The 22170-nt window shown below is 65.8% G+C and carries 25 protein-coding genes; 10 read left to right on the top strand and 15 right to left on the bottom strand.

All coding sequences use genetic code 11. The features are described from left to right. Positions 1 to 155: 155 nt before the first annotated feature. From ISP25_RS00470 to prmB, 6 genes are all read right to left on the bottom strand, one after another. Complete coding sequence (locus tag ISP25_RS00470) at positions 156 to 431, bottom strand: hypothetical protein (protein WP_404611529.1); 276 nt, start codon at positions 429 to 431, stop codon at positions 156 to 158. Beyond that, positions 428 to 1456 carry an aspartate-semialdehyde dehydrogenase gene (locus tag ISP25_RS00465; RefSeq protein WP_404611527.1) on the bottom strand — a complete coding sequence of 343 codons (1029 nt, stop codon included), beginning with the start codon at positions 1454 to 1456 and terminating at the stop codon, positions 428 to 430. The genes ISP25_RS00470 and ISP25_RS00465 overlap by 4 nt, the downstream gene beginning before the upstream one ends. An 18-nt stretch (positions 1457 to 1474) precedes the next feature. Then, positions 1475 to 2503: a 2-hydroxyacid dehydrogenase gene (locus ISP25_RS00460; RefSeq protein WP_404611525.1), complete on the bottom strand. Its 1029-nt coding sequence runs from the start codon at positions 2501 to 2503 to the stop codon at positions 1475 to 1477. Positions 2504 to 2526: 23 nt separating this feature from the next. Continuing rightward, positions 2527 to 3615 (bottom strand): chorismate synthase, encoded by a 1089-nt coding sequence (aroC, locus tag ISP25_RS00455; protein WP_404611523.1) that lies wholly within the window; start codon positions 3613 to 3615, stop codon positions 2527 to 2529. A gap of 389 nt (positions 3616 to 4004) precedes the next feature. Then, entirely contained in the window at positions 4005 to 4571 is a 567-nt protein-coding gene (locus ISP25_RS00450) for a GNAT family N-acetyltransferase (protein ID WP_404611521.1), read from the bottom strand. Continuing rightward, a complete protein-coding gene (gene prmB / locus ISP25_RS00445; protein ID WP_404611519.1) occupies positions 4546 to 5466 on the bottom strand; it encodes a 50S ribosomal protein L3 N(5)-glutamine methyltransferase in 921 nt (306 codons plus the stop codon). Before prmB ends, ISP25_RS00450 begins: the two co-directional genes overlap by 26 nt. 122 nt (positions 5467 to 5588) lie before the next feature. Here prmB and asd point away from each other — a divergent pair, with 122 nt between their 5' ends. After that, a complete protein-coding gene (gene asd, locus ISP25_RS00440; RefSeq protein WP_404611517.1) occupies positions 5589 to 6434 on the top strand; it encodes an archaetidylserine decarboxylase in 846 nt (281 codons plus the stop codon). Between the two features lie 103 nt (positions 6435 to 6537). Continuing rightward, the gene (locus tag ISP25_RS00435; protein WP_192157811.1) at positions 6538 to 6978 is read left to right on the top strand and encodes a hypothetical protein; all 441 of its coding nucleotides are present in this window, start codon (positions 6538 to 6540) and stop codon (positions 6976 to 6978) included. Positions 6979 to 7003: 25 nt separating this feature from the next. Here the strand turns inward: ISP25_RS00435 and ISP25_RS00430 are convergent, their stop codons facing one another. Next, complete coding sequence (locus ISP25_RS00430; protein ID WP_404611515.1) at positions 7004 to 8479, bottom strand: transglycosylase SLT domain-containing protein; 1476 nt, start codon at positions 8477 to 8479, stop codon at positions 7004 to 7006. 235 nt (positions 8480 to 8714) lie between these two features. On the opposite strand from ISP25_RS00430, the gene ISP25_RS00425 reads away from it, so the two are divergent. Genes ISP25_RS00425 through greB form a run of 3 tightly spaced genes read left to right on the top strand, consistent with a single transcriptional unit; the run spans position 8715 to position 11079 of the window. Next, positions 8715 to 9962 carry a hypothetical protein gene (locus ISP25_RS00425; RefSeq protein WP_404611513.1) on the top strand — a complete coding sequence of 416 codons (1248 nt, stop codon included), beginning with the start codon at positions 8715 to 8717 and terminating at the stop codon, positions 9960 to 9962. Beyond that, positions 9959 to 10570, top strand: a complete 612-nt coding sequence (locus tag ISP25_RS00420) for a DUF998 domain-containing protein (protein WP_404611511.1) — start codon at positions 9959 to 9961, stop codon at positions 10568 to 10570. Before ISP25_RS00425 ends, ISP25_RS00420 begins: the two co-directional genes overlap by 4 nt. Further along, positions 10567 to 11079 (top strand): transcription elongation factor GreB, encoded by a 513-nt coding sequence (greB, locus tag ISP25_RS00415; RefSeq protein ID WP_404611509.1) that lies wholly within the window; start codon positions 10567 to 10569, stop codon positions 11077 to 11079. The genes ISP25_RS00420 and greB overlap by 4 nt, the downstream gene beginning before the upstream one ends. A gap of 54 nt (positions 11080 to 11133) precedes the next feature. Here greB and arr read toward each other — a convergent pair whose 3' ends face one another. The 6 genes from arr to rimO form a co-directional block, all read right to left on the bottom strand. Beyond that, a complete protein-coding gene (arr, locus tag ISP25_RS00410) occupies positions 11134 to 11565 on the bottom strand; it encodes an NAD(+)--rifampin ADP-ribosyltransferase (protein WP_192157818.1) in 432 nt (143 codons plus the stop codon). A 210-nt stretch (positions 11566 to 11775) separates the two neighbouring features. Then, complete coding sequence (locus ISP25_RS00405) at positions 11776 to 12159, bottom strand: VOC family protein (protein ID WP_404611507.1); 384 nt, start codon at positions 12157 to 12159, stop codon at positions 11776 to 11778. Between the two features lie 21 nt (positions 12160 to 12180). After that, positions 12181 to 13209 carry an ADP-ribosylglycohydrolase family protein gene (locus tag ISP25_RS00400; protein WP_404611505.1) on the bottom strand — a complete coding sequence of 343 codons (1029 nt, stop codon included), beginning with the start codon at positions 13207 to 13209 and terminating at the stop codon, positions 12181 to 12183. Between the two features lie 179 nt (positions 13210 to 13388). Next, positions 13389 to 13763, bottom strand: a complete 375-nt coding sequence (locus ISP25_RS00395) for a bleomycin resistance protein (protein WP_404611503.1) — start codon at positions 13761 to 13763, stop codon at positions 13389 to 13391. A 51-nt stretch (positions 13764 to 13814) separates the two neighbouring features. Beyond that, positions 13815 to 14663 carry a DUF3025 domain-containing protein gene (locus ISP25_RS00390; protein WP_404611501.1) on the bottom strand — a complete coding sequence of 283 codons (849 nt, stop codon included), beginning with the start codon at positions 14661 to 14663 and terminating at the stop codon, positions 13815 to 13817. A gap of 6 nt (positions 14664 to 14669) precedes the next feature. Further along, positions 14670 to 16007, bottom strand: a complete 1338-nt coding sequence (gene rimO / locus ISP25_RS00385; protein ID WP_404611499.1) for a 30S ribosomal protein S12 methylthiotransferase RimO — start codon at positions 16005 to 16007, stop codon at positions 14670 to 14672. A 197-nt stretch (positions 16008 to 16204) separates the two neighbouring features. Here rimO and ISP25_RS00380 point away from each other — a divergent pair, with 197 nt between their 5' ends. The 5 genes from ISP25_RS00380 to ISP25_RS00360 all read left to right on the top strand — a co-directional run bounded on the left by ISP25_RS00380 (position 16205) and on the right by ISP25_RS00360 (position 20593). Then, a complete protein-coding gene (locus ISP25_RS00380; protein WP_192160276.1) occupies positions 16205 to 16876 on the top strand; it encodes a dienelactone hydrolase family protein in 672 nt (223 codons plus the stop codon). Beyond that, entirely contained in the window at positions 16873 to 17322 is a 450-nt protein-coding gene (locus tag ISP25_RS00375; protein WP_404611497.1) for an HIT domain-containing protein, read from the top strand. Before ISP25_RS00380 ends, ISP25_RS00375 begins: the two co-directional genes overlap by 4 nt. A gap of 10 nt (positions 17323 to 17332) precedes the next feature. Beyond that, positions 17333 to 18739 (top strand): ATP-binding protein, encoded by a 1407-nt coding sequence (locus ISP25_RS00370; protein ID WP_404612066.1) that lies wholly within the window; start codon positions 17333 to 17335, stop codon positions 18737 to 18739. Beyond that, positions 18736 to 19401, top strand: coding sequence for a response regulator (locus ISP25_RS00365; RefSeq protein WP_192160273.1), 666 nt, complete (start codon positions 18736 to 18738; stop codon positions 19399 to 19401). The genes ISP25_RS00370 and ISP25_RS00365 overlap by 4 nt, the downstream gene beginning before the upstream one ends. Positions 19402 to 19501: 100 nt before the next feature. Next, entirely contained in the window at positions 19502 to 20593 is a 1092-nt protein-coding gene (locus tag ISP25_RS00360) for a S41 family peptidase (protein ID WP_404611495.1), read from the top strand. A gap of 68 nt (positions 20594 to 20661) precedes the next feature. Here the strand turns inward: ISP25_RS00360 and ISP25_RS00355 are convergent, their stop codons facing one another. Beyond that, positions 20662 to 21186, bottom strand: a complete 525-nt coding sequence (locus ISP25_RS00355; RefSeq protein ID WP_404611493.1) for a hypothetical protein — start codon at positions 21184 to 21186, stop codon at positions 20662 to 20664. Between the two features lie 84 nt (positions 21187 to 21270). After that, a complete protein-coding gene (gene dcd, locus ISP25_RS00350) occupies positions 21271 to 21840 on the bottom strand; it encodes a dCTP deaminase (protein WP_404611491.1) in 570 nt (189 codons plus the stop codon). Between the last annotated feature and the right edge of the window lie 330 nt (positions 21841 to 22170).

Genomic DNA, 22170 nt, shown 5'->3' with positions numbered 1-22170 from the left:
TCCGGGGAGGCCGCCACAATGGCGGCGCTTCGGCCGGACGATGCTGCACTTTAGTTAGATGCAAGCGGATCAACAATAGGCGGATCGCAGACTTGCGACGCATTGCTATCGCGCATTCCAGCAATGGAGAAGACGCCCGACCGGCCCGGGGACGCTCAATGCCCCTTGCCGACCGCCTCTCTTGCCTGCTGGACCGCCTGCAACTGGCGCCGCAATTCGGCGATTTCCGCATCCTGCCGCCTGAGCTTTTCCGCTGCCGCCTGGCTGCCGGATTCCTGTTTGGCCACGTCCTTCTGCAAGCGCTGCACCTCGGCTTGCTGCCTGGCCACCGCGGTCGCCACCTGACGCGCAGACCCATGGGTCTGTGCGCAGACCGGCCCAGCCACTATCAGCAGACCGGCCAGCACCCAACTGCATGCCCCACGCCTCACAGATAGTCTTCTATCAGCAGTTCGGCGATCTGCACGGCGTTCAACGCCGCACCCTTGCGGATGTTGTCGGAGACGATCCACAGGTCGAGGCCCCGCTCGTGCGAGATGTCCTCGCGGATGCGGCCCACATAGACCGGGTCCTTGCCGGCGACGTCGCCCACCGGGGTGGGATAGCCGCCGGCCTTGCGCTCGTCCATCACCACCACGCCCTCGGCCTGCTCCATCAGTTCGCGTGCCTGTTCGGCCGTGATCTTGTCGCGGGTCTCGATGTGCACCGCCTCGGAATGCCCGTAGAACACCGGCACGCGCACCGCCGTCGGGTTCACCGCAATGGAGTCGTCCTCCAGGATCTTGCGCGTCTCCCACACCATCTTCATTTCTTCCTTGGTGTAGCCGTTGGGCTGGAAGTCGTCGATGTGCGGGATCACGTTGAAGGCGATCTGCTTGGAGAACTTCTTCGACTCCACGTCCTGGAAATTGAGCAAGGCCGCGGTCTGCTTGCCCAGTTCCTCCATGCCCGAACGGCCCGCGCCGGAGACCGACTGGTAAGTGGCCACGTTGATGCGTTCGATGCCCACCGCGCGATGGATCGGCGCCAGCGCTACCAGCATGCCCATGGTCGAGCAGTTCGGATTGGCGATGATGCCGCGGGTGGTGTACTGGGCGATGGTGTGGGGGTTCACCTCGCTCACCACCAGCGGGATGTCGTCCTGGTAGCGGAACTCGGAGGTGTTGTCGATCACCACCGCGCCGGCCGCCGCGGCGCGCGGCGCATGCGCCTTGCTCACCGAACCGCCGGCCGAGAAGAAGGCGATGTCCACGCCGTCGAAGTCGTAGTCGGCAAGGTTCTTCACCGTCACCTGTTTGCCTGCGAACTCCACCTTGCCTCCGGCCGAACGCTCGCTGGCCAGCGGCACCAGCTCGCTGACCGGGAAGTTGCGCTCGGCGAGGATGGCGAGAAGCGTCTCGCCCACGGCGCCGGTGGCGCCGATCATCGCAACCTTGTAACTGCTCTTCTTGCTCATCGGGTGCTGCTCGTCAGGTTAGTTTCGGGTGGGATGGGAAGTCGCGCCGGCCGTAGCCAGCGCTTCGGGATTCAGGAGATTCGGCGGATGGCCCGCGTGCGGACCGTGACCGAAAGACGCCAGCACATTGTCCACCGCCACCGCGGTCATGGCGCGGCGCGTATCGGTCGTGGCGCTGGCGATATGCGGGCTGAGCAGCGCGTTGTCGAGGGTGCGCAGGTCTGGGTGCACATGCGGTTCGCCCTCGAAAACATCCAGGCCGGCGGCAGCGAGCCGACCCTCGCGCAGGGCGGCCGCCAACGCAGCGTCGTCCACGATGCCGCCGCGCGCCACGTTCACCAGCACCGCGGTCGGCTTCATCTGCGCCAGTTCTGCGGCACCGATGGCATGGCGTGTCTGCGGCGTCAGCGGCAGCACCAGCACCAGGAAATCGGAATCGCGCAGCAGCGTGGCCTTGTCCACAAGGCGGGCGCGACATTCGCGCTCGATGGCTTCGGGCAGGCGCGAACGGTTGTGATAGAGCACCGGCATGCCGAAGCCCTGCGCACGCCGTGCGATGGCCTGTCCAATGCGGCCCATGCCGAGAATGCCCAGCGTGCGACCGCGCACGTCGGTGCCCAGCCAGCCCCTGAATTCGGTGGCCCGCCACTGCCCGGCGCGCAGCCAGCGTTCGGCGGCGCCGATCCGTCGCGCGGCACCCAGCAGCAACGCCCAGGCATAGTCGGCCACGCTCTCGTTGAGCACGTCGGCGGTGTTGCTGGCGGCGACGCCGGCCGCAGTGAGCGCGGCCACGTCGAGGTTGTCGTAGCCCACGCCGAGGTTGGCGACGATGCGCAACCGTTTCGCTCCGGCCAGCTCGGCCGCTCCGATGCGCTCCTTCAGGCCCACGATGGCGGCGTCGCAAGCAGCCAGCCTGGTCGCCAGTTCGGCGGAGGTGAACTTCACCTCCTGCGACTCCTCGTGCACTTCGAAATGCGGCCACAGTCGCGCGATCTCGCTCTCGAAGGTGGGGCGCGACACCCAGACGACCGGTTTGTTGCCTGCCATGCTCACTCCAGCGTACCGGCGCCTCAGGGGATGCGCGGCGCAACGATGCCCACGTCGCCGCATTGCGCGCGGTGGCGCAAGGCGTGGTCCATCAGCACCAGCGCCATCATTGCCTCGGCGATGGGTGTGGCGCGGATGCCGACGCAGGGATCGTGTCGACCCTTGGTGACCACGTCCACCGGTTCGCCGGCCAGGTTCACGCTGCGGCCGGGGATCAGGATGCTGGAGGTGGGCTTCAGCGCGATCGAGGCCACCACGGCCTGTCCCGTGCTGATGCCGCCAAGGATGCCACCCGCGTGATTGGACGTAAAGCCGTCCAAACGCATTTCGTCGCGGTGCTCGCTGCCATGCTGGGAAACCGCGGCGAAACCGTCGCCGATCTCCACGCCCTTCACGGCATTGATCGACATCAGTGCGCTCGCCAGGTCGCCATCCAGCTTGCCGTAGATCGGCTCGCCCCAGCCCGGCGGCACACCTTCGGCCACCACGCTGACGCGCGCACCGACCGAGTCGCCCGACTTGCGCAGCGCGTCCATGGCCTTTTCGAGCTCAGGCACCTGCTCGGCGCAAGGCCAGAAGAAGGGATTTTGCTCGACCGCATTCCAATCGAAGTCCGACGGTGCAAGGCTGCCCAGCTGGGCAAGATAGCCGCGCACTCGAACGCCGTGGCGCTCGGCCAGCCATTTCTTCGCGACCACCGCCGCGGCCACGCGCATCGTGGTTTCCCGCGCCGAAGAGCGCCCGCCGCCGCGCGGATCGCGGATACCGTATTTCTGCCAGTAAGTGTAGTCGGCGTGCCCCGGCCGGAAGGTCGAGGCGATGTCGCCGTAATCCTTGCTGCGCTGGTCGGTGTTGCGGATCAGCAGCGCGATGGGCGTGCCGGTGGTCTTGCCCTCGTACATGCCGGAGAGGATCTCCACGTCGTCCGCTTCGCGTCGCTGCGAGGTATGGCGGCTCTTGCCGGTGGCACGGCGATCAAGGTCCTGGCGAAATTCTTCTTCGCTGATCGCCAGGCCGGGCGGGCAGCCGTCGATCACGCAACCGATGGCCGGGCCGTGGCTTTCGCCGAAAGTGGTGACGGTGAAGAGCTTGCCGAAGGAATTGCTGGACACGGGGTTTGGACGTCCATTCGGGTGGAAGCAAGCTTTACAGCTTAACTGTGTTAGCGAGACTGGTCACCCAGTGCCAACGTGGCTTGGATAATCGTGGTCGCGGCTGAATGACCCGCCACGCTCGTCCTGCGGGGCGCCTGCGGACGTTCTGCGCACTGCGTTCTTGTCCGACCAGCGCCGGGATGACAAGCAAAAGCGCGAGCGCTTGGCACTGCCCTGCATGGTTTTGTCCTGCTCTGACCGTGGCTTCTGCGCGCCGGGAACACGCTGCTTCGCCACGCCCCTCCCTCGGAGGCGGTGAGGCGGGGACGGTCAGGCCGCGCGGCGGGGCCAAACCGCTCCATTACCAGCAAGAACGCGAGGAAACCTCTCCAACAGCAGCAAAAACCTCACATGCGAGCACTCCACTCTCCCGCCAACATCGCATAGATGACGTCATCCACCCAGATATCGCCCTCGCGCCAGCTCTCGCGGAAATGCGCCTCCTTGCGCATGCCCAGGCGCTCCAGCAACTTCACGCAAGCGAGGTTGCGCGGGTCGACCGAAGCGTAGACGCGGTGACGCTTCAGGGAGTCGAACACCAGTGCCAGCACGGCGCGTACCGCCTCGGCGGCCAACCCGCGCCCCTGCTGGGCCGGCGACAAGGTGACGCCGAATTCAACCGTATCCGCATTTACGAAATGCAGGCCCAGGTCGCCGACGAGTTCACCGCTGTCGCGCAGGCGCAGGGCGAACTGGAACCAGCTGTCCGGCGTATCGAACGCCACCGCTTGCTCGCGCTCGATGAAACGCACCGTCTCATCGGGGGAAGTCGGACGCCAGCCCTGGTAACGGCTCACCGACGGGTCGGCGCGATAGGCGAACAGCGCCTGTGCATCCTCGCCGCGCAAACTGTCGAGCCGCAGGCGGGCCGTTTCCAGCAGCACCGAATCAGCGCCGCGCGACGGCAGCAGCATGGATCGCCGCCCTGTGTTCGACCAGGTCGCGGCGTTCCAGCGCAAACACGCCCATCTGCCCCACCTTGAACTCGATCCACACGAAGGGCACCTCGGGCAGCAACGCGGCCAGCGCATGCTCGCTTTCGCCCACTTCGACGATCAGCAAGCCGTCGTCGGTCAACAGGTCGGCAGCCTCGTCGAGGATGCGCAGGCAGATGTCCAGGCCATCCTCGCCCGAGGTAAGGCCGAGCTTGGGCTCGTGCGCATACTCGCCGGGCAGCGCGGCGTATTCGTCTTCGGTGACATAGGGCGGATTGGAGACGATCAGGTCGTACCTGCGCCCGCGCACGCCTTCGAACAGGTCGGACTTCACCGCCTCGACGCGCGACTCGACGTGCTGGAACACGATGTTTTCGCGTGCCAGCGACAACGCGTCGTCGCTGACATCGACGATGTCCACCTGCCATTCCGGGTTGTACTCGGCCATCGCGATGCCTATGCAGCCGGAGCCGGTGCACAGGTCGAGCGCGCGCTCCACGTGGCGTTCGTCCAGCCAGGGCGCAAAGCCCGACTCGATCAGTTCGGCAATGGGCGAGCGCGGCACCAGGGCACGACGGTCGCTCTTGAACTTCAGCCCGGCGAACCAGGTCTCGCCCACAAGGTAGGCCACCGGCAGGCGCTCGTTGACACGACGTTCGATCAAGGCCAGCACATTGGCGCGCTCCTCGGCGGTGAGGCGGCCCGCGCCATAGGCCGGCGGAATGTCCGGCGGCAGGTGCAAACTGGCCAGCACCAGGTGGGTGGCTTCGTCGATGGGGTTGTCGTGGCTGTGGCCGAAGGTCAGCCCGGCGGCCGAGAAGCGGCTGGCGCCGTAGCGGATGAAGTCGATGATGGTTGCAAGTTCGGCGGTCACTGGCCTGGTCCTGGCGTGCGCAATGCAAAGGGTCGGCAATTATACGGCCCCGCGCCCGAAACCCTTTCCCGGCGGAAGGGAGAACCCACAAAGGGAGGCGCCGCCACCCGTATACTGGTCGGATGACTTTCAAGGTATTCCTCCAATACGCCCTTCCGCACCGCTTCCTGTCGCGCCTGGTCTACTGGGGTACGCGCTGGACCTTCGCGCCGTGGAAGAACTGGCTGATCTCCACCATCGTGCGCAACTATGAGGTGGACATGACCGAGGCGGCGCAGCCCGATCCGCTGGCCTACCAGCACTTCAATGCCTTCTTCACCCGCAAGCTGAAGCCTGGCGCGCGGCAAGCGGATGCAGATCCTGCCGCCCTGCTCTCGCCCGCCGACGGACGCATCAGCCAGGCCGGCCAGATCGTGGACGGGCGCATCTTCCAGGCCAAGGGGCAGGACTACAGCGCCGCCGAACTGCTGGGCGACGAAGCCGCTGCCGCGCCGTACCGCAATGGCCGCTTCGTCACCGTGTACCTGTCGCCGCGCGACTACCACCGCGTGCACATGCCGCTGACCGGCACGCTGCGCGAAACCGTGCACGTGCCGGGGCGCATCTTCAGCGTGGCGCCGTTCGCAGTGGAGGCCATTCCGCGGCTGTTCGCACGCAACGAACGGCTGGTCTGCCACTTCGACAGCACGCGCGGTCCGTTCACGGTGGTGATGGTGGGTGCCATCCTCGTTTCGTCGGTGGCCACGGTGTGGGACGGACTGGTGATACCGCCCTATGCGCCTTCGATCCGACGCAAGTCGTTCGCCGGACAGAACATCACGCTGGAACGCTTCGCCGAGATGGCCCGCTTCAACATGGGCTCCACCGTGATCCTGCTGCTGCCCGAAGGCATGGCCGAGCTGGACGCGCTGGCGCCGCAACAGGCGGTACGCGTGGGGCAACGACTGGGCTCCGCGCCCCAAGGCTGACGCAGCGCGTCGTTTTGTGACGCACTGGGCGCACTCGGCAGCACCGGATCGTTATCCTCCCGTCGTCGGCCGCGACCATGCGGCGTGAGGGGACGGAAATTCCATGCGACTGCTGAGCCCAGCCATTGCGTTCTTCCGCGCACACCAACTCACCCGCCAGTTGCGCGAAATAGAACGCTGCGTGCGCGCCCTGCCCCAGCGCAGCCGCACCCAGCTGAGCGTGCTGACCCTGCGCGAGATCGGCCAGGCCGCGCGCAGCGAGTTCCCGCATCTCTACGGCACGGCACCGGAAGCGCGCTACCTGCCATGGGGCCAGGGCACCGCCGCCGGCTATGAACGGGCGCGCTCGGACAATCCCGAAGTGGCCCTGCGCGGCGTCGCTCTGTGGCTGGCCGTGGCCTATCACGAAACCAAACACTCGCCGCAGGACCGCCTGCTGCCACAGCACCGCCAGGTGCTGCAGTTGCTGACCGAACTGAAGCGCCTGCATCGCCCGACGGTCGATCCGGTCAAAAGCTGGATGAGTGCCAGCGCTTCCGCCTGATCGCCTGCACGAGGAGTCAAATCTCTCAGCGACACTCCGGCATGGTCAACACCTGACCCACCGTGATGTGCTGGTGGCGCAGGTGGTTCATTTCGGCGACTTCCTGCACGCTGGAGCAGCGCAGCTGGCGCACGATGCCCACCAGGGTGTCGCCGCGGCGCACCTTGTAGCTACGCGTCCGGACCGCCCCCGCGGCACGCGCTGGCGCGAGAGGATCGGCCACCACCGGTGCGGCAGCGGCATGCAGGTCGCCTGCCAGGATGGGCCACGGGCCGTCCACGCAGCGCGCGGCATACGGCTGTTCCAGCAGCTTCGGCACCTGCAGGACCACGCCAGCCGGCTGCTCCTGCTGCGGGTCGAGCCGCGGGTTGAGATTACGCAGTGTGCGGAACCAGCCTTCCTCCATGCCGCCGGCCGAACCCAGGCACACGGTGAGTTCGCTCAGCGAAGCCGGTCGCTTCAATGTGATGCTGCCGGGTTCGCCATCGATCTTCGGAAAACGCAGGTTGTAGCTGTCCGGGTGCAGGAACAGCCACGCCGCCGCCAGCACCGAAGGCACGTAGTCGCGGGTCTCCTGCGACAGCTGGTTGTAGATGCGCGGGTCGTAGAAACTCACCTTGGTGTCGTCGCCCACCAGCCGGCTCATGCGCCCTTCGCCAGTGTTGTAGGCCGCGATGGTCAACTCGAGGTTGTCGTTGAACACCTTCAGTTGCTCGTCCATGTACTCGGCATTCGCGCGCGCCGAAGCGGCGGGATCGAAGCGCAGATCGAAGCCGTCGTCGGTGGTGAGGCCGAAACGCATGCCGGTGGCATACATGAATTGCAGCGGGCCCGCCGCGCCTGAGCGCGACACCGCATGCACCTTGCCACCCGATTCCTTGGCCATGATGCCGAACAGCAACGCCTCGGGCAGGTCGGCCTTCTGGTACGCCGGCCACATCTCGCTGCGCATGTACTGGTAGCTGATCCAGGCATCGATCAGGTTCGGCCGCCACTGCGTCAGCCACATCTGCAACGCGGCTTTCACCGCGCCGTTCATCGCGATCAGCTCTGAGAGCTTCTGGCCGTGCAGCAGGATCACGCTGCGCTGCGCCTCCGGCAGCGCGGCCGGGCCGTGCTGATCCAGCGCCATGCCGGTCTGCGGATCGCCGTCGGCGTTCTCGTCGCCGATGAAACTGCCATCCTTCAGGCGCAGCATGCGGTCGTAGGCCGAGAAGAAGCGCTGCGGATCGCATCCGGGGGTACTTCCGCAGTGGACCGAAGCGTTCTTCACTGTGTCGATTGCCTGGTTCAGCGTCTGCTGCCCCGCGGCGTCGTTGCCGGCGCGCACCTGCTGCAATGCCGTCTCATAACCCTGCGTAGCCTGATCCAGCTGGGCGTACAACGCCGTCACCGTCGCCGTTGGCTTGACCGATCCCGGGTTGGCGCATGCCGCCAGCAATGCCATCGAAGACGCCAACGGAGCCAGGCGCAGGGATCGAACAAGACGAGCAGACCGCATGACAAAAACCATCCGATGAAAGTCCGACACCATAGCCGGCGGGATCGGCATACTCAATGAACCGGCGCCCCGCAAGCCGTGGCTACAATTCCGCTTAGACGCGGAACAACGGAGTTGCTCATGATCGACCCTTCGCCCGACGGCAACGAACACACCCGCACCGATTCCGACTCGCGTCGTGGCAGGAGCGGACTCGTGGGCGTCCGCACCGACGGCAAGCACTGAGGCTCCCGCGATGCCGCGCATCGAAGTAGTGCCCGCCAATACCCCGTTCGGTGAACGCCTTGCCGCAAGCTTCAGCTACCCGTTGCGCGGCGCCGGCCTAGCCACCTGCACGGCACTGGCTATTGCGCACTACGCCAGCTACCTGCCCGCCATCGGCATGCTGGCCAACCTGCTGGTGTGGGCCGCCACCTGGCGCTATGCCGCCGATTGCATGCAGTACACCGCGAACGGCTATGCCAACCCGCCCGATGTCGGCGTGGACGAAGCCGGCACGGCCGGCTGGGCACTCACCTTGATCCATCTGGTGGCAGGCGCGCTGTTCGTCGCCTGCGGCTTGCTCGCCCCGGCCACGCTGTGGCTGCTGGTTCCCGTGCTGGTGCTGGCATTGCCGGCCATCGACATGTCGCTGGCCTTCGAGGGCAATGTGCTGCATGCGCTGAACCCGGCGACCTGGTGGCGCATTGCGCTTGGCTTCGAGGGCGCCTATTTCATACCGGTGGCGATCAACCTCTTGCTGGGCGCGCTTATCGCAGTGGCTACGCTTACCTCCAACCTGTTGCCGCACTTCCTGGCGCTACCGCTGTTCGGCTTCGCCTATACCTACCTGATCGTGCTGGCCTTCCACCTGATGGGCGTGTTGATCCACCAGCGCCACGAACGCTTCGGGCTGGAACCGGAGGCACCGAAACTCGCCAAGGCCATCGGCCAGGACGAGGACAGCCAACTGGTGGACGCCGCACGCACGCTGGCCGAGAGCGATCCCACCGCAGCGCTGCACCAGTTGGCCGAACGCCTGCGCAAGCGCACCGCACCCGCGCCGGTACACCAGCTCTACCGCGAGCTGCTGCGTCGCCAGGGCCTGCGCGACGACCTGCTGGTACATGGCCAGATCTGGATCGCCGCGTTGGTCGCGCAAAACGAGGCACGTCGCGCCCTGGGCGTGCTGCAGGAATGCTGCACCGCCGATTCCGCCTTCATCCCCGACGACCCGCGCACCTGCGGCGAATTGGCCGACCTCGCCGCGCGCCTTGGCATGGAACGCCTCGCCATTCACCTGGGCCGCGGCTACCTCGCGCACTGGTCGCGCGACGAACGCGCGCCGCATTACGGCCTGCTGGCCGCACGCTTGCTGGGTGCCCAGGCCGAACGCCGCACCGAAGCCATGGTGCTGCTGCAAAAGCTGGCGAGCGCGTGGCCCGAACATCCGCTGCGCAACGACATCGCCACCTTGCAACGGCAACTGGCGGGCACCGCATGAGCACCGGCAAGCCCGCTGCCGCCATCGCACTCGCCGGCATGCTGGCCTTCCTCGCCACCGGCATCGCCGCGCAATGCCTGCGCCCCGATCTCGACTGGATGCGCGTACCCAACAGTTTCTACCTGATCGGCCCTTGGGGCGGCATGGTGCGGGCCGGCTACTACGCGATGGCGCTGGCCTTGGCGCTGCTTGGCGTGGGCGCCTATTCCGAACTCGCTCCCGCTGCGCGCAGCGCCGCACCCTTGCTGCTGTTCGTCATGGGCGGTGCGGCGCTGGCACTCACCGCCATCGTAACCACCGACACGTGGAACCATCCGCCCACGCTGCACGGCTACGTGCATGGTGTGGCGGCGCAGACCGCCTTCCTGTGCACCGCCACCGCCATGCTGCTGCAAAGCTGGCGGCTGCGCGGCGACGCACGCTGGCGGCGCTGGTTCCGCCCCGCCTTCCCCTATGCAGCGCTCTGTTTCGTACTGCTTTGGGTCCAGGCATTCTGGCGCGCACTGCCTCGCGGCCTCAGCCAGAAGGCGCTGATCCTGTTGATGCTGGGCTGGCTGCTTGGCGCCGCGTGGCAACTGCTGCGCGGTCACGGGGAGGCCAGCGCATGAGTCGTTGGCGCCCACCCTCGCCCGGCTCCACGGCCATCATCACCCGCGCCGGTTTCGAGAAGCTCAAGACCGAGCTCGACCATCTCTGGCATACGCTGCGCCCCGAGGTGGTGAAGGCCCTGGCCGCCGCCGCCGCCGAAGGCGACCGCTCGGAAAACGCCGAGTACACCTACCGCAAGAAGCAACTCGGCGAGATCGACCGCCGCGTGCGCTATCTCAGCAAGCGCATCCCCGCACTCAAGGTGGCCGAAGGCGCACCCGCGGATCGCGAGGCGGTGTTCTTCGGCGCCGTCATCGCGCTGGAGAACCTCGCCAACGGCGAGGAAGTCCGCTACCGCATCGTCGGCCCCGACGAGACCGACGCGAAGCTGGGCTGGATCAGCATCGATTCGCCGCTGGCCCGCGCGGCGCTGAAGAAGCGGCTGGACGACGAGTTCGAGGCGGAACTGCCCGGCGGGCACACGCGGTTCCTGGTGGTCGAGGTCGACTACGAAGCGTGTGCGAAGTGACGGCATGCGCCGCGGAACCAATCGCCTTCATGGCAGTTGATTTCCTTCGCCCCCTCAATTGAGGATTTCGCCCATGCCTGTTTCGACACGGCTCCTCAACTGGCGGATGAATTCCGGGTCGTGGGGTTCCCAGCTCTCAAGCTCGCCAATGATCTTCAAGGGATGCCCGCTTCGGTATGACCGTGTCGGGTTGCCCGGGAATTTCTTGTTCGTGACGTTCGGGTCATCTTCGAACCCTCCTGTCGGCACCACGACATAAACTCGCGGCCTGCCTTCGCCCCTGGCCATTTCCGCAGCAAGACCGGCGCCCTTGGGCACCGCGGTGAAATAGATGTGGTTCATCACGACGCTGTCGTCGTAGTTGGACCTGAAACCCGCCGTCAACAGATCGCCGACCGACAAACTGACTTTTGTACCGTGGTAGAACGGACCAGTCAGCAGATGGCAATTCGCGGGGGAAACGGGGACCCATTCGTCATTACACATCGTCCTGATCGCCTCTCGCAATCCTGCCCTATCGACAGGGCCGCGATTCTAGTTTTCGCCTCGAGTCTTGCCGCAAGTCCCCACGGACGGTATAAATTGACAGTGGGAGGCGCGGTGCGCCTCTTTTTTATTTTGACGCTCACATTTCTCGTGATCGTCGAGATGCGCCATATACCATTGGCGGCATATCCCACGTGGTGCACCGCCGGATCATGAAAGCGCGCTGATCGTGACGTAATACCCGTCCGTATCGCGAATCGAGAACTCCATGGTTCCGGTGGCCGAATTCTGGGCCGGCTCCTCTTGAAGCCTGGATACCAAGGTGCCCGCCCGTTCCAGCGCAGCATCGAAATCATCCACGCGGAAGAACAGCAGCAGTCCATTGCCGGGCGTGGCGAGGTCGGGGCTGGCCAGGGATGGATGGTCGTGCACGCCCCACGCGTGCAGGCAGAGCAGCACCGTGCCGTCCGCGTCGACGAGCTGTCCGAAGTAGTCGTGCTCGGGCGCCGTCGCGGGCCGGCCGAACAGGCGCTGGTACCACGCGAGACTGCGGGCGACATCGCGCACGCCGATGATGGTCCACGTACGTTTCATCAGCAGCCTCCCGGCGCCAGGTCAATCCGACTGAAGCGCCAGAGCCTCCGCCAGCGCCAGGTATTCCGCGCCTTTTTCCAGCCCCGCGATGAAACGCCCTGGTATCGCCTCGATCCCGCCGATCGCGCCGCACAGCGCACCGGTGAGCATGGCGCGGGCCTGGTTCTGCCCGCCCGCGTTCACCGCGTTGAGCACGCCCTGCTCCACGTCGCCCTGGAAACGTGCTGCCAGGTAATAGGCCGCGGGAAATTGGTGGTACACCGCGCATGGCAGGCCGTAGACCAGACCCACCTTCGACGCTGGCTCGATCGCGACAGCGGGATCGTGCGCCGCCTTCGCGATGGACGACACCGTGAGCAGGGCATCAGGCGAAGCAAACTGCCCAGCCTGCAATGGCGCCTCCGCATCTTTCGGTACGTCCAGCTCACCGCTGGTCACGGTGTGGAACGGCAGCTCGCCGGACTTCACCATGCTCATCAGCCGACCGGACAAGTCCGCGTCCAGCGCCACGCCGTTCGCCAGCTGTCCCAGCACCACGGCAAACGCCAGCGTCATCGCACCCACCGTGGGATCGCGCTGGGTAAGCGCCACGTTGCTGCTGACATGCTGCGCCAGTTGCGCCGGCTCACCCGCATAACGCAGTGCGATCGTCAGGACCCGCTCCGCCGCCTCGGTATTGTCCGCCAGCCCTGCCACCTGCCCCCAGGGCAGGCCGGCGCGGCGTTTGCGCCACGCCTCGCGGATCGACTGGCTGGTGTAGCCACCCGGCCCCGCCATCGGCGTGCCGTCCAGCAACGGAAACAGCTCGCGATCCATCCGGTCGCAAAAATCCGCCTCGTCGTAACCCCCGCAGCTCACCAGCGAGCGCAGCGTCAACGCCAGGATGAACCCAGCCTGCGAGGAAGCGCCCGCCGGCAGGCCCTCGTGATAGCGCCCCGGCTTCGGCGCCGTGTAGTCGCCGACCCAATCGCCGTAGTCGCGCCTGAGCGCGTCGAGGTCGTAGTACCAGTGCGGGCCGAGAGCCAACGCATCACCGATGAAGGCACCCATCAGGGCGCCCTGGATGCGGCTTTTCCTCGAAACGGGAGATCGGGCTTGTGACATTTGGAAAGCCTGCAGTGCGACAACACCGGGCCATCGTACGCTTGGCGTCCACGCACTCCAACGGAATTGCCCGGGCCGCTTCAGACGTGCAAATCAACCAGGTCGGCCCGGGCTTTGCTGGAGATTCACGCCATGGGCGCCGTGAAGTTGAGCCAGTCGCCGTCCGGCATGCGCACCTGAAACTCCCGTTGGCGATACGGCATGTCCTTCAACGGCTCTAAACGATCAGGCGGCAGTGTGGCGAGCGCGGGACCGAGCTTCGCATGCAACGCATCAACATCCGCGACATCGATGCAAATGGCGACCCTGGCCTTTCCGTCAGGGGTGAGTTTGCGCGTCGGCTCTTCAAGCAGGCGCAGCCCACAACCTTCAAGCTCAAGGTAGGCATAGTCGCCATGGCGGTACTTGACCTCGAACATGAGAATGTCATGGAAGAAGGAAAGGGCTTCACTCATGTCCGGCACATGCAGAAATGGCGTGATCTGGCAGATCCCATCCATACGATTCTCCTGGGGTGCCGCATCGAACCGGGCAGGCTCAGGTCCGTCTTCTCATCCGTCACGCCCGCAAGTGGCGGCGCAAGCCGCTTCGTCCCGGAGCTCAAGCGCTGCAGGGTAGCGCCGCCCTGCCCTTGCAGGTTGGAAACACGCAGCCTCATGGCAAAATGTTTCCTGCGTATTGTCCGGATGCCAACCGGGCACCCCAGCCAGCGGCAAGGGCCTCAGCTCCAGCGGATCGCACAGTACCTTGCCCGCACGAATCGCTTGTGCACAGGCCTCGAGAGCCGCGACGGTCGACAGGTCCGGGCCAACGACCACCAGTGCCTTCCCCACCAGCAACTGCCTCGGCGTCAACGCGTGTTCAAGCAACGCATGGCCGAACAGTTCCACCTGGATGCGGCCGTCCAGCCATGCGGCGCGCTCGCGCCAGAACAGGCCGTGCCAGTCGTGGGCGTCCCATAGCGCGAGCAACGCCGGATCGCGAAGCGCGATCACCACACCGGCTTCATCGAAGTGGGTAAGCGCGTATTGGGCACGCGAACGCTGCTTCGTGCCCATGTGGACGATTTCGGCCATCTGCCGCGCGTTGAGCGCGCGCTTGAGCGCCGGGTGACGCAGCCAGACCAGGGCGTTGAACAGGTCGTGCCAGTTGTTTTCGCGTGTGGCGATCTCGCCGCGCTCGGCGATGCGCTGTTCATAGTGCTGATCGTCAGCCAGCAGCTCGCGGTTCTGCGCCGCGAAGCGTTCGTGCATGCCCGCAGGACGGCAGCCGTTGAGCGCCTCGATCGAAGGCCAGTCGCGGCCCCCGATCAATCCGCTGTACTCGCGCCACGCCGCCAGCGGCATCCGCCCGAACACCTGCGGATCGACCGCGTCACGAACGGGCGCGATGTAGCGCATGGGTGATTACACGATCTTGAGGGTCGGATGCGCCAGGCGCGCGGTGAGATCGTGCTCGCTGGCGCCGTCGACCACCACGTCGACGAACTGGCCGGGCTTGAGGCCCTGTCCGTCGGAGATCAGCACGCTGCCGTCGATCTCCGGCGCGTCGGCGGCCGAGCGGGCAACAGCGCCCTCGGCGTTCGCTTCGTCCACCAGCACCTTGATGGTCCGGCCTATCTTGCGCTGCAGCTTGGCGGCGGAGATCTCCGCCTGCACGGCCATGAACTGTTCGAGGCGGTCTTCCTTCAGCTCCTCGGAGACGGCGCCCGGCAGTTCGTTGGCTTTGGCGCCGTCCACCGGCGAGTAGGCGAAGGCGCCCACGCGATCGAGTTCGGCTTCGCGCAGGAAGTCGAGCAATTCCTCGAACTCGGCGTCGGTCTCGCCGGGGAAGCCGACGATGAAGGTGCTGCGGATGGTGAGGTCGGGCACCTGCTTGCGCCAGTTGCGGATGCGCTCCAGCGTCTTGTCGATGTTGCCCGGGCGCTTCATCAGCTTGAGGATGCGCGGGCTGGCGTGCTGGAACGGAATATCGAGGTACGGGAGGATCTTGCCCTCGGCCATCAGCGGCATCACCTCGTCCACATGCGGGTACGGGTAGACGTAGTGCAGGCGGGTCCACACGCCGAGTTCAGCCAGGCCTTCGCACAGCTCGGTCATGCGCGTGCGGTACGCCTTGCCGCGCCATTCGCGCTCGGCGTACTTGAGGTCGACGCCGTAGGCGCTGGTGTCCTGCGAGATCACCAGCAGCTCCTTCACGCCGCCCTTCACCAGCTTCTCGGCCTCCAGCAGCACCTGGTCCACCGGACGCGAGACGAGATCGCCGCGCATCGAGGGGATGATGCAGAAGCTGCAGCGGTGGTTGCAGCCTTCGGAAATCTTCAGGTACGCGTAGTGCTTGGGGGTCAGCTTGACGCCGGTGTCCGGCACGATGTCGAGGAACTTGTTGCGCACCGGCGGCAGCGCCTCGTGCACCGCATGCATCACGCTGGCGTAGTCCTGCGGGCCGCTGATCGAGAGCACGTCCGGGTAGGCTTCGCGGATCAGCTCGGCGCGCTTGCCGAGGCAGCCGGTGACGATCACCTTGCCGTTCTCGTGCAGAGCCGTGCCGATGGAGTCCAGCGACTCCTGCACCGCGGCGTCGATGAAGCCGCAGGTGTTCACCACCACGGCGTCGGCCTCGTCGTAGCTGGGCACGATCTCGTAGCCCTCGACCTTGAGCTGGGTGAGGATGCGCTCGGAATCCACCAGCGCCTTGGGGCAACCAAGGCTGACGAAACCGATTTTCTGCGTGGCCTGCGACATGGCGGCGACAACCGTGGGGAATGGGGAAACGGCGAATTATACGGCCATGCAGCCTGGGCCAAGGCACCGGATACAGGCCGGTCGTCCCGGCCAAGGCCGGAATGACCGGCCTGGAGGCCAGGGCAGCGCACCTTCACCCACCACCGGCACGCGCGCCGGTTAGAATCCCGGCAACCGCCGCTCGGGAGACGACCGCCATGGGTCAGCACATCCACATCCCCACCTCGCGCACGCAGTGCATCGGCGGCTACCTTGCCCAGCCCGAGGGCAAGCCGAAGGGCGGCATCGTGGTGGTACAGGAGATCTTCGGCGTCACGGCCCACATCCGCAGCGTGGCCGATCGCTTCGCCGCCGCCGGTTACACCGCCATCGCGCCGGCTTTTTTCGACCATCTGGAGTCCTGGCTGGAACTGGACTACGACGAGGTGGGCATGGCACGCGGCAAGGCCCTGGTTTACGAGCTGGGGCTGGACCGCCCGCTGGAGGACGTCGCCAGCGCCGCCGAATCCATCGCCTCCTCCGGCAAGGTCGGCGTGGCCGGCTACTGCTGGGGCGGCACGATCGCCCTGCTCGCCGCGTTGCGGCTGGGATTGCCTGCAGTGAGTTATTACGGTGCACGCAACGTGCCTTTCCTGGTGGAAACGCCGAAGGCACCGGTGATGTTCCACTTCGGCGAGAACGATGCGTCGATCCCGCCCGAAGCGGTGGCGCAGCACCGCGAGCAACTGCCGCAGATGGATACCTTCGTCTATCCCGGCGCAGGCCATGCGTTCAACCGCGACGGCGATCCGCACTACCACGAGCCCAGCGCAACATTGGCGTGGCAACGCACACTGGCCTTCTTCGACCAGCAGCTGGCCGGCGCATGAGCGAGGCGGCATTTGCGCTCGATCCACGGCTGGAAGCCGACACCCGCCACGTTGCCATGCTGCCGCTATGCGAGCTGCGCCTGATGGACGATGCGCGCTTCGCATGGCTGGTGCTGGTACCGCGCCGCGCGGACAAGGTGGAAGTCGCCGATCTCACCGATGCGGAACAGCAGCTGCTTTGGCGCGAGGCGAACTGGTGCGCCACTGCGCTGCGCGCGGTGGCACCCTGCGACAAGCTCAACCTCGGCGCATTGGGCAACATCGTGCGCCAGTTGCATCTGCACGTATTGGCCCGCACGCAAGACGATGCGGCATGGCCCGGACCGGCATGGGGCCACGGCAAACGCGAACCGTACGATCGCGAGGCCCTGACGAACCGGTTAAACGCATTGCGCGATGCCCTGGATCGCACTAAGCCAGCTGACGTGCCTCCTGGCCGCCAGTGACTTCGCACCCTTGAAGTTGTCCATCGGCCACCGTCTGTTCTTCACCGTCTGGCTGACCATGCTTTCGCTCGGTGCGCTTGGCATCGAACTGGCGCGCTGGAAGCTGCTGGACAATTTCTCCGGCGGCCTGCCCGATACGGATACGCGCTTCCTCGACAGCCTGGGCACCTCGCTGCAAGCCCGATACCAGGTGCATCAGGACTGGTCGTTCCTGCCGGCCGATGCTGCGCAACGCAAGGCGTGGCTGTCCGACGCATATGCGCATTCGCTGGAAACCGCAGCCCTATTCCAGGCGAAATCCGATGCGGCAGGCGTCGTCCACCGCCTCGGCCTGGTGGACCGGCAGGGAAACTACCTGGCTGGCGTGCTGGCCAATCCCATGACGGTCGCCCTGGTCTCGCCAGACCGGATCGCGCACCCGTTGATCGTCGATGGCGAGCGGATCGGTTCGCTCGTGGTGGCGCAGCCGCAGAATCCCGATGATGCACTGGCCGTGGCGTTTTTGATCGACCAGCAAAACCACCTGCTGTTCGTTGGCATGGCCGGCTTGCTACTGAGTGCGATGATCGCAGCGCTGTTCGCGGCGCATCTGCGTCGGCCGATTGCGCGGCTTGCCGCGGGTGCGCGCCAGCTCGAACAGGCGCGATTCGACACCCGCATCGACTTGCGCCGCAACGACGAACTCGGCGAGCTCGCCAGCGCCTTCAACCACCTGGCCACCCGGCTCGAAGATGCGGAACGCGCGCGCAGGCAATGGATCGCGGAGACGTCGCACGAACTGCGCACGCCGCTGGCCGTACTTCGCGCGCAAGTGGAAAGCCTGCAGGATCGCGTCCGCGCCGTCACGCCGGAGAGCCTCGCCCTGATGGAGCGCCAGGTGCGTTCGCTGGGCAAGCTTGTCGACGACCTGTACGAACTGGCCCGCGCCGACATCGGGCAAACCGCCTACGACATGGCACCGCACGACGCATGGCTGCTCATGCGCGAGGTATTCGATGATTTCGCTGATCGATTCCACGCCGCCGGACTGGGTGCCGAAATCGGCGAAGCACCTGCCCACTCCCTCGTGATCTGCGATGCCGATCGCCTGCGTCAGGTCGCCGCCAATCTGTTCGAGAACAGCGCGCGCTACACCGCGGCCGGCGGCCACGTCGTACTGGCCGGCACCGCGTCCGCCGACGAAGTGCGCATGACCATCGACGACTCCGCTCCAGGCATACCCGGCTCGTCGCTCGACCGTCTCGGCGAGCGGTTCTTCCGGATGGACGCTTCGCGCAGCCGGGCCTCCGGTGGCAGTGGGTTGGGCCTGGCACTGGGCAGGCAGATTCTCGCCGCGCACGGCGGCCGCCTCGAATTCGCCCCGTCGCCGCTCGGCGGGTTGCGCGCAACCATCATCCTGAAATTGCACGGCGCATGAGCCCGACGATTCTCATCGTGGAAGATGAAGGCGACCTCGCGGCGATAGTCGCCGACTACGTGGTCGCCGCCGGGTTCAAGGCCGAGGTGATCGCCGACGGCATCGCCGCCCTCGCCGGCATCCGCCGCACTCCTCCCGACCTGATCGTGCTCGACCTGATGCTTCCCGGGCTCGACGGCCTCGCCGTGTGCCGCGCCGTGCGTGCGTTTTCCGACGTGCCTATCCTCATGCTAACCGCGCGAGTGGAGGAGATCGACCGCCTGCTCGGCCTGGAAGCGGGAGCCGACGACTACGTCTGCAAGCCGTTCAGCCCCAGGGAACTCGTCGCGCGCATCAAGACGATCCTGCGCCGTTCGCACGGCCCTGAGGCACGACGCCCGCTCGTGGAGATCGACGAAGCGGCGCACGCTGCACGCATCGGACCACAGACGCTCGACCTGACGCCAAGCGAATACAACATGTTCGCAGCGATGGCGAAACGGCCCGGCACGGCGTTCTCGCGTGCGCAACTGCTGGACATCGCCCGGCGCGACAACCTCGACGTCAGCGACCGCGCCATCGACACGCACATCAAAAACCTTCGGCGCAAGCTCGCCACGGCGCTACCGGGCGTCGAGATCATCCATTCGATCTATGGACTCGGCTATCGCGTCGACTTGTAAGACGCGGGCCGCGCCGAAGCCGGCGCACACGATTCCCCCACATTGTGGTCGCAGGCTTGGCCCTGTCGGTCGTCGACGCACATACCGGGAGGAAAGTGGGATGAACAAAAAAGCCAAGATCGCCACCGCTGCGGCCATCGTCGGGATATCCGCGCTGGGCAGCATCGCCGCGCTGGCGTGGCCGGATGCAGGCCCTCCGCACGAGCCGCCGCAGAAGGACATGGTCATCGACAAGGCGACGCGCGCCGAGGTCATAAACAACGTGATCGCCAATCTCGACCGCGGCTATGTCTTTCCGGACAAGGCCGCCATGATCGGAAAAGACCTGCGCGCACGCTTGTCACGCGGGGATTTCGACGGCATCGGAAGCGCAGAGAAATTTGCCGACGTCCTCACCGATGCCTTGCAGGGCCAGACCCACGACAAGCACCTGGAAGTCCGTTACTTCCAGGAAGCCATTGCCGAGAGCCCGGACGGCGGCCTGTCGCCGCAGGAGCAGGCCGAAGAGGCGTTGCACCAGAAGCAGGTCAACTACGGCTTCGCCAATGTCGGCCGGCTGCACTTCAACATCGGCCTGCTCGAACTGCATGCGTTCGGCCGGCCGCAACAGGCAGCCAGTCGCATCGCCGCCGCGATGACCCTGCTCGGCGATACCGATGCCCTGATCGTCGACCTGCGCGAATGCCGGGGTGGCGACCCGGACACCGTGATGCTGCTGGCCAGCTATCTGTTCGACAAGCCGACCCATCTCAACGACATTTATTTCCGCGACGAGAACCGCACGGAGGAACGCTGGACGACGGCGAGCGTGCCCGGCAGACGCTACGGCCAGGCGCGCCCGCTCTATCTGCTCACCAGCAACGACACCATCTCGGGCTGCGAAGACTTCGCTTATGCGCTGAAAAATGCCGGCCGCGCCAGGCTTGTCGGCGAAACCACGGCCGGTGCCGCGCATGCCGGTGCACCGCATCGCCTCGACGCACACTTCATGATGTTCGTGCCGTCGGGACGTCCGATCAATCCGGTGACGCACGGCGACTGGGAAGGCGTGGGCGTTGTGCCGGACGTCAGGACGTCGGCCAAGAAGGCGCTCGATGCCGCTCAGCTTGCGATCCTCGAGGGAATGCTGCCTGCCGAAACAGACCCCATGCGCAAGGACGACATGCAGAGGCACATCGAAGAGTTGAAATAGGCCGGATGCCACCTCACGAAAAAGCCCGCGGATCGCTCCGCGGGCTCTTCTGCCAATCGCTGGGCCGATCAGTGCTGCCCTTGCCCCTGCCCCTGCTGCTGTGCCGCCTGGTCGACGGAATCGCAACCGGCAGCGGTCTTGCACTCCTGGCCGTTGCTGATCGTCGCCGGCGCGTGGTGGTCCTCAAGCTCGCGCGCGGTGGTGTTGATCGCGTTGATTTCAGTGAGCTGGCCGTCCTTGTCGTAGTACACGGTGAAACCGTAGTCGATCGACATGCGCGCCATGTACTGCAGGTGCACCTTGCGCACCTTGGAATCGTCGCTGGGCACCAGCAGGATGGTCTTGGGCATCTTGCCCGTGTCCTTGAGATAGGCGAAGTGACTGCCGGCATCGACCGCGGAAAGTACCGCGCCGTCGATCACGAACTGCCCTTCCTTGTAGGCCTCGATCGTTGTGTCGAACTTGCCCTTCCACTGGGCCGTCTGCGCCTGTTGCGTCTTGATGCTGTTCGTGTGGCAGCCGGCGAGCACGAGCACGCTGCCGAAGACCAGCGCGGCGGCAGCGCGGGTCAGGATGGTGGAAAAACGGATCATCGGGTTCTCCTGCGAAAAGCGATCGTGTGACTTGGCAATTTTAATGCGCGCGGCAACGCCGGCGCGCGGGGACGGTATGGCTGTTCAGGTACGCGGCAGGGTCACGCCCTGCTGGCCCTGGTATTTGCCGCCGCGGTCGCGGTAGCTGGTTTCGCAGGATTCGTCGGATTCGAAGAACAGCATCTGCGCCACGCCCTCGTTGGCGTAGATCTTTGCGGGCAACGGCGTGGTGTTGGAGAACTCCAGCGTGACGTGCCCTTCCCACTCCGGCTCCAGCGGCGTCACGTTGACGATGATGCCGCAGCGCGCGTAGGTGCTTTTGCCCAGGCACACCACCAGCACGTCGCGCGGGATGCGGAAGTATTCGACCGTGCGCGCCAGCGCGAAGGAATTGGGGGGAATGATGCACACGTCCGACACCACGTCCACGAAGCTGTTCGGATCGAACGCCTTGGGGTCGACGATGGTGGAGTTGATGTTGGTGAACACCTTGAACTCGCGCGCGCAGCGCACGTCGTAGCCGTAGCTGGAGGTGCCCCACGAGACCGCGCGGTTGCCATCCGCACCAAGCTTCACCTGGCCCGGCTCGAACGGCTCGATCATGCCGTGGCCTGCGGCCATGCGGCGGATCCACTTGTCGGACTTGATGCTCACGTGTACTCCGCGGTCGGCGTGGGGCCCGGGTAGGCCAAGCGTAAAACTGCAAAAATACATGGTCGGGGAGGCGGTGCGCCAGCGCGGGGCCGGTTCATGGCCTTTGCTGCTTTCGATTTGGGGAGCGGGGGCTTGCGTTGTCGCAAGGAACAAAGCGGTTTCGATCACCTGCCGGCGCCCGAGTTCCTTCTCTTCGCTGTTCCGAAGGGCGGAAGGCAGGATGCCCGGAGTCAAGAGAAGGAACCAAGCGAAATGGCCTGGCTTGATACGCCGGAACTACAAGCAGGCTGTGTCGAGGGCTTGGGAGCCACTCCCGCCTATGCGATAGAC

The sequence above is a fragment of the Rhodanobacter hydrolyticus genome (assembly GCF_044904645.1).
Note: the sequence above shows the minus strand (reverse complement) of the source record. Positions and strands in the feature narration are given on the sequence as shown.

Bases quoted from the DNA above. Each gene is read 5' to 3' on its own strand.
- ISP25_RS00465 (WP_404611527.1), bottom strand. From the start codon at position 1,456: ATGAGCAAGAAGAGCAGTTACAAGGTTGCGATGATCGGCGCCACCGGC.
- ISP25_RS00460 (WP_404611525.1), bottom strand. From the start codon at position 2,503: ATGGCAGGCAACAAACCGGTCGTCTGGGTGTCGCGCCCCACCTTCGAG.
- ISP25_RS00450 (WP_404611521.1), bottom strand. From the start codon at position 4,571: ATGCTGCTGCCGTCGCGCGGCGCTGATTCGGTGCTGCTGGAAACGGCC.
- asd (WP_404611517.1), top strand. From the start codon at position 5,589: ATGACTTTCAAGGTATTCCTCCAATACGCCCTTCCGCACCGCTTCCTG.
- ISP25_RS00435 (WP_192157811.1), top strand. From the start codon at position 6,538: ATGCGACTGCTGAGCCCAGCCATTGCGTTCTTCCGCGCACACCAACTC.
- ISP25_RS00430 (WP_404611515.1), bottom strand. From the start codon at position 8,479: ATGCGGTCTGCTCGTCTTGTTCGATCCCTGCGCCTGGCTCCGTTGGCG.
- ISP25_RS00425 (WP_404611513.1), top strand. From the start codon at position 8,715: ATGCCGCGCATCGAAGTAGTGCCCGCCAATACCCCGTTCGGTGAACGC.
- ISP25_RS00420 (WP_404611511.1), top strand. From the start codon at position 9,959: ATGAGCACCGGCAAGCCCGCTGCCGCCATCGCACTCGCCGGCATGCTG.
- greB (WP_404611509.1), top strand. From the start codon at position 10,567: ATGAGTCGTTGGCGCCCACCCTCGCCCGGCTCCACGGCCATCATCACC.
- arr (WP_192157818.1), bottom strand. From the start codon at position 11,565: ATGTGTAATGACGAATGGGTCCCCGTTTCCCCCGCGAATTGCCATCTG.
- ISP25_RS00405 (WP_404611507.1), bottom strand. From the start codon at position 12,159: ATGAAACGTACGTGGACCATCATCGGCGTGCGCGATGTCGCCCGCAGT.
- ISP25_RS00400 (WP_404611505.1), bottom strand. From the start codon at position 13,209: ATGGGTGCCTTCATCGGTGATGCGTTGGCTCTCGGCCCGCACTGGTAC.
- ISP25_RS00395 (WP_404611503.1), bottom strand. From the start codon at position 13,763: ATGGATGGGATCTGCCAGATCACGCCATTTCTGCATGTGCCGGACATG.
- ISP25_RS00390 (WP_404611501.1), bottom strand. From the start codon at position 14,663: ATGCGCTACATCGCGCCCGTTCGTGACGCGGTCGATCCGCAGGTGTTC.
- rimO (WP_404611499.1), bottom strand. From the start codon at position 16,007: ATGTCGCAGGCCACGCAGAAAATCGGTTTCGTCAGCCTTGGTTGCCCC.
- ISP25_RS00380 (WP_192160276.1), top strand. From the start codon at position 16,205: ATGGGTCAGCACATCCACATCCCCACCTCGCGCACGCAGTGCATCGGC.
- ISP25_RS00375 (WP_404611497.1), top strand. From the start codon at position 16,873: ATGAGCGAGGCGGCATTTGCGCTCGATCCACGGCTGGAAGCCGACACC.
- ISP25_RS00365 (WP_192160273.1), top strand. From the start codon at position 18,736: ATGAGCCCGACGATTCTCATCGTGGAAGATGAAGGCGACCTCGCGGCG.
- ISP25_RS00360 (WP_404611495.1), top strand. From the start codon at position 19,502: ATGAACAAAAAAGCCAAGATCGCCACCGCTGCGGCCATCGTCGGGATA.
- ISP25_RS00355 (WP_404611493.1), bottom strand. From the start codon at position 21,186: ATGATCCGTTTTTCCACCATCCTGACCCGCGCTGCCGCCGCGCTGGTC.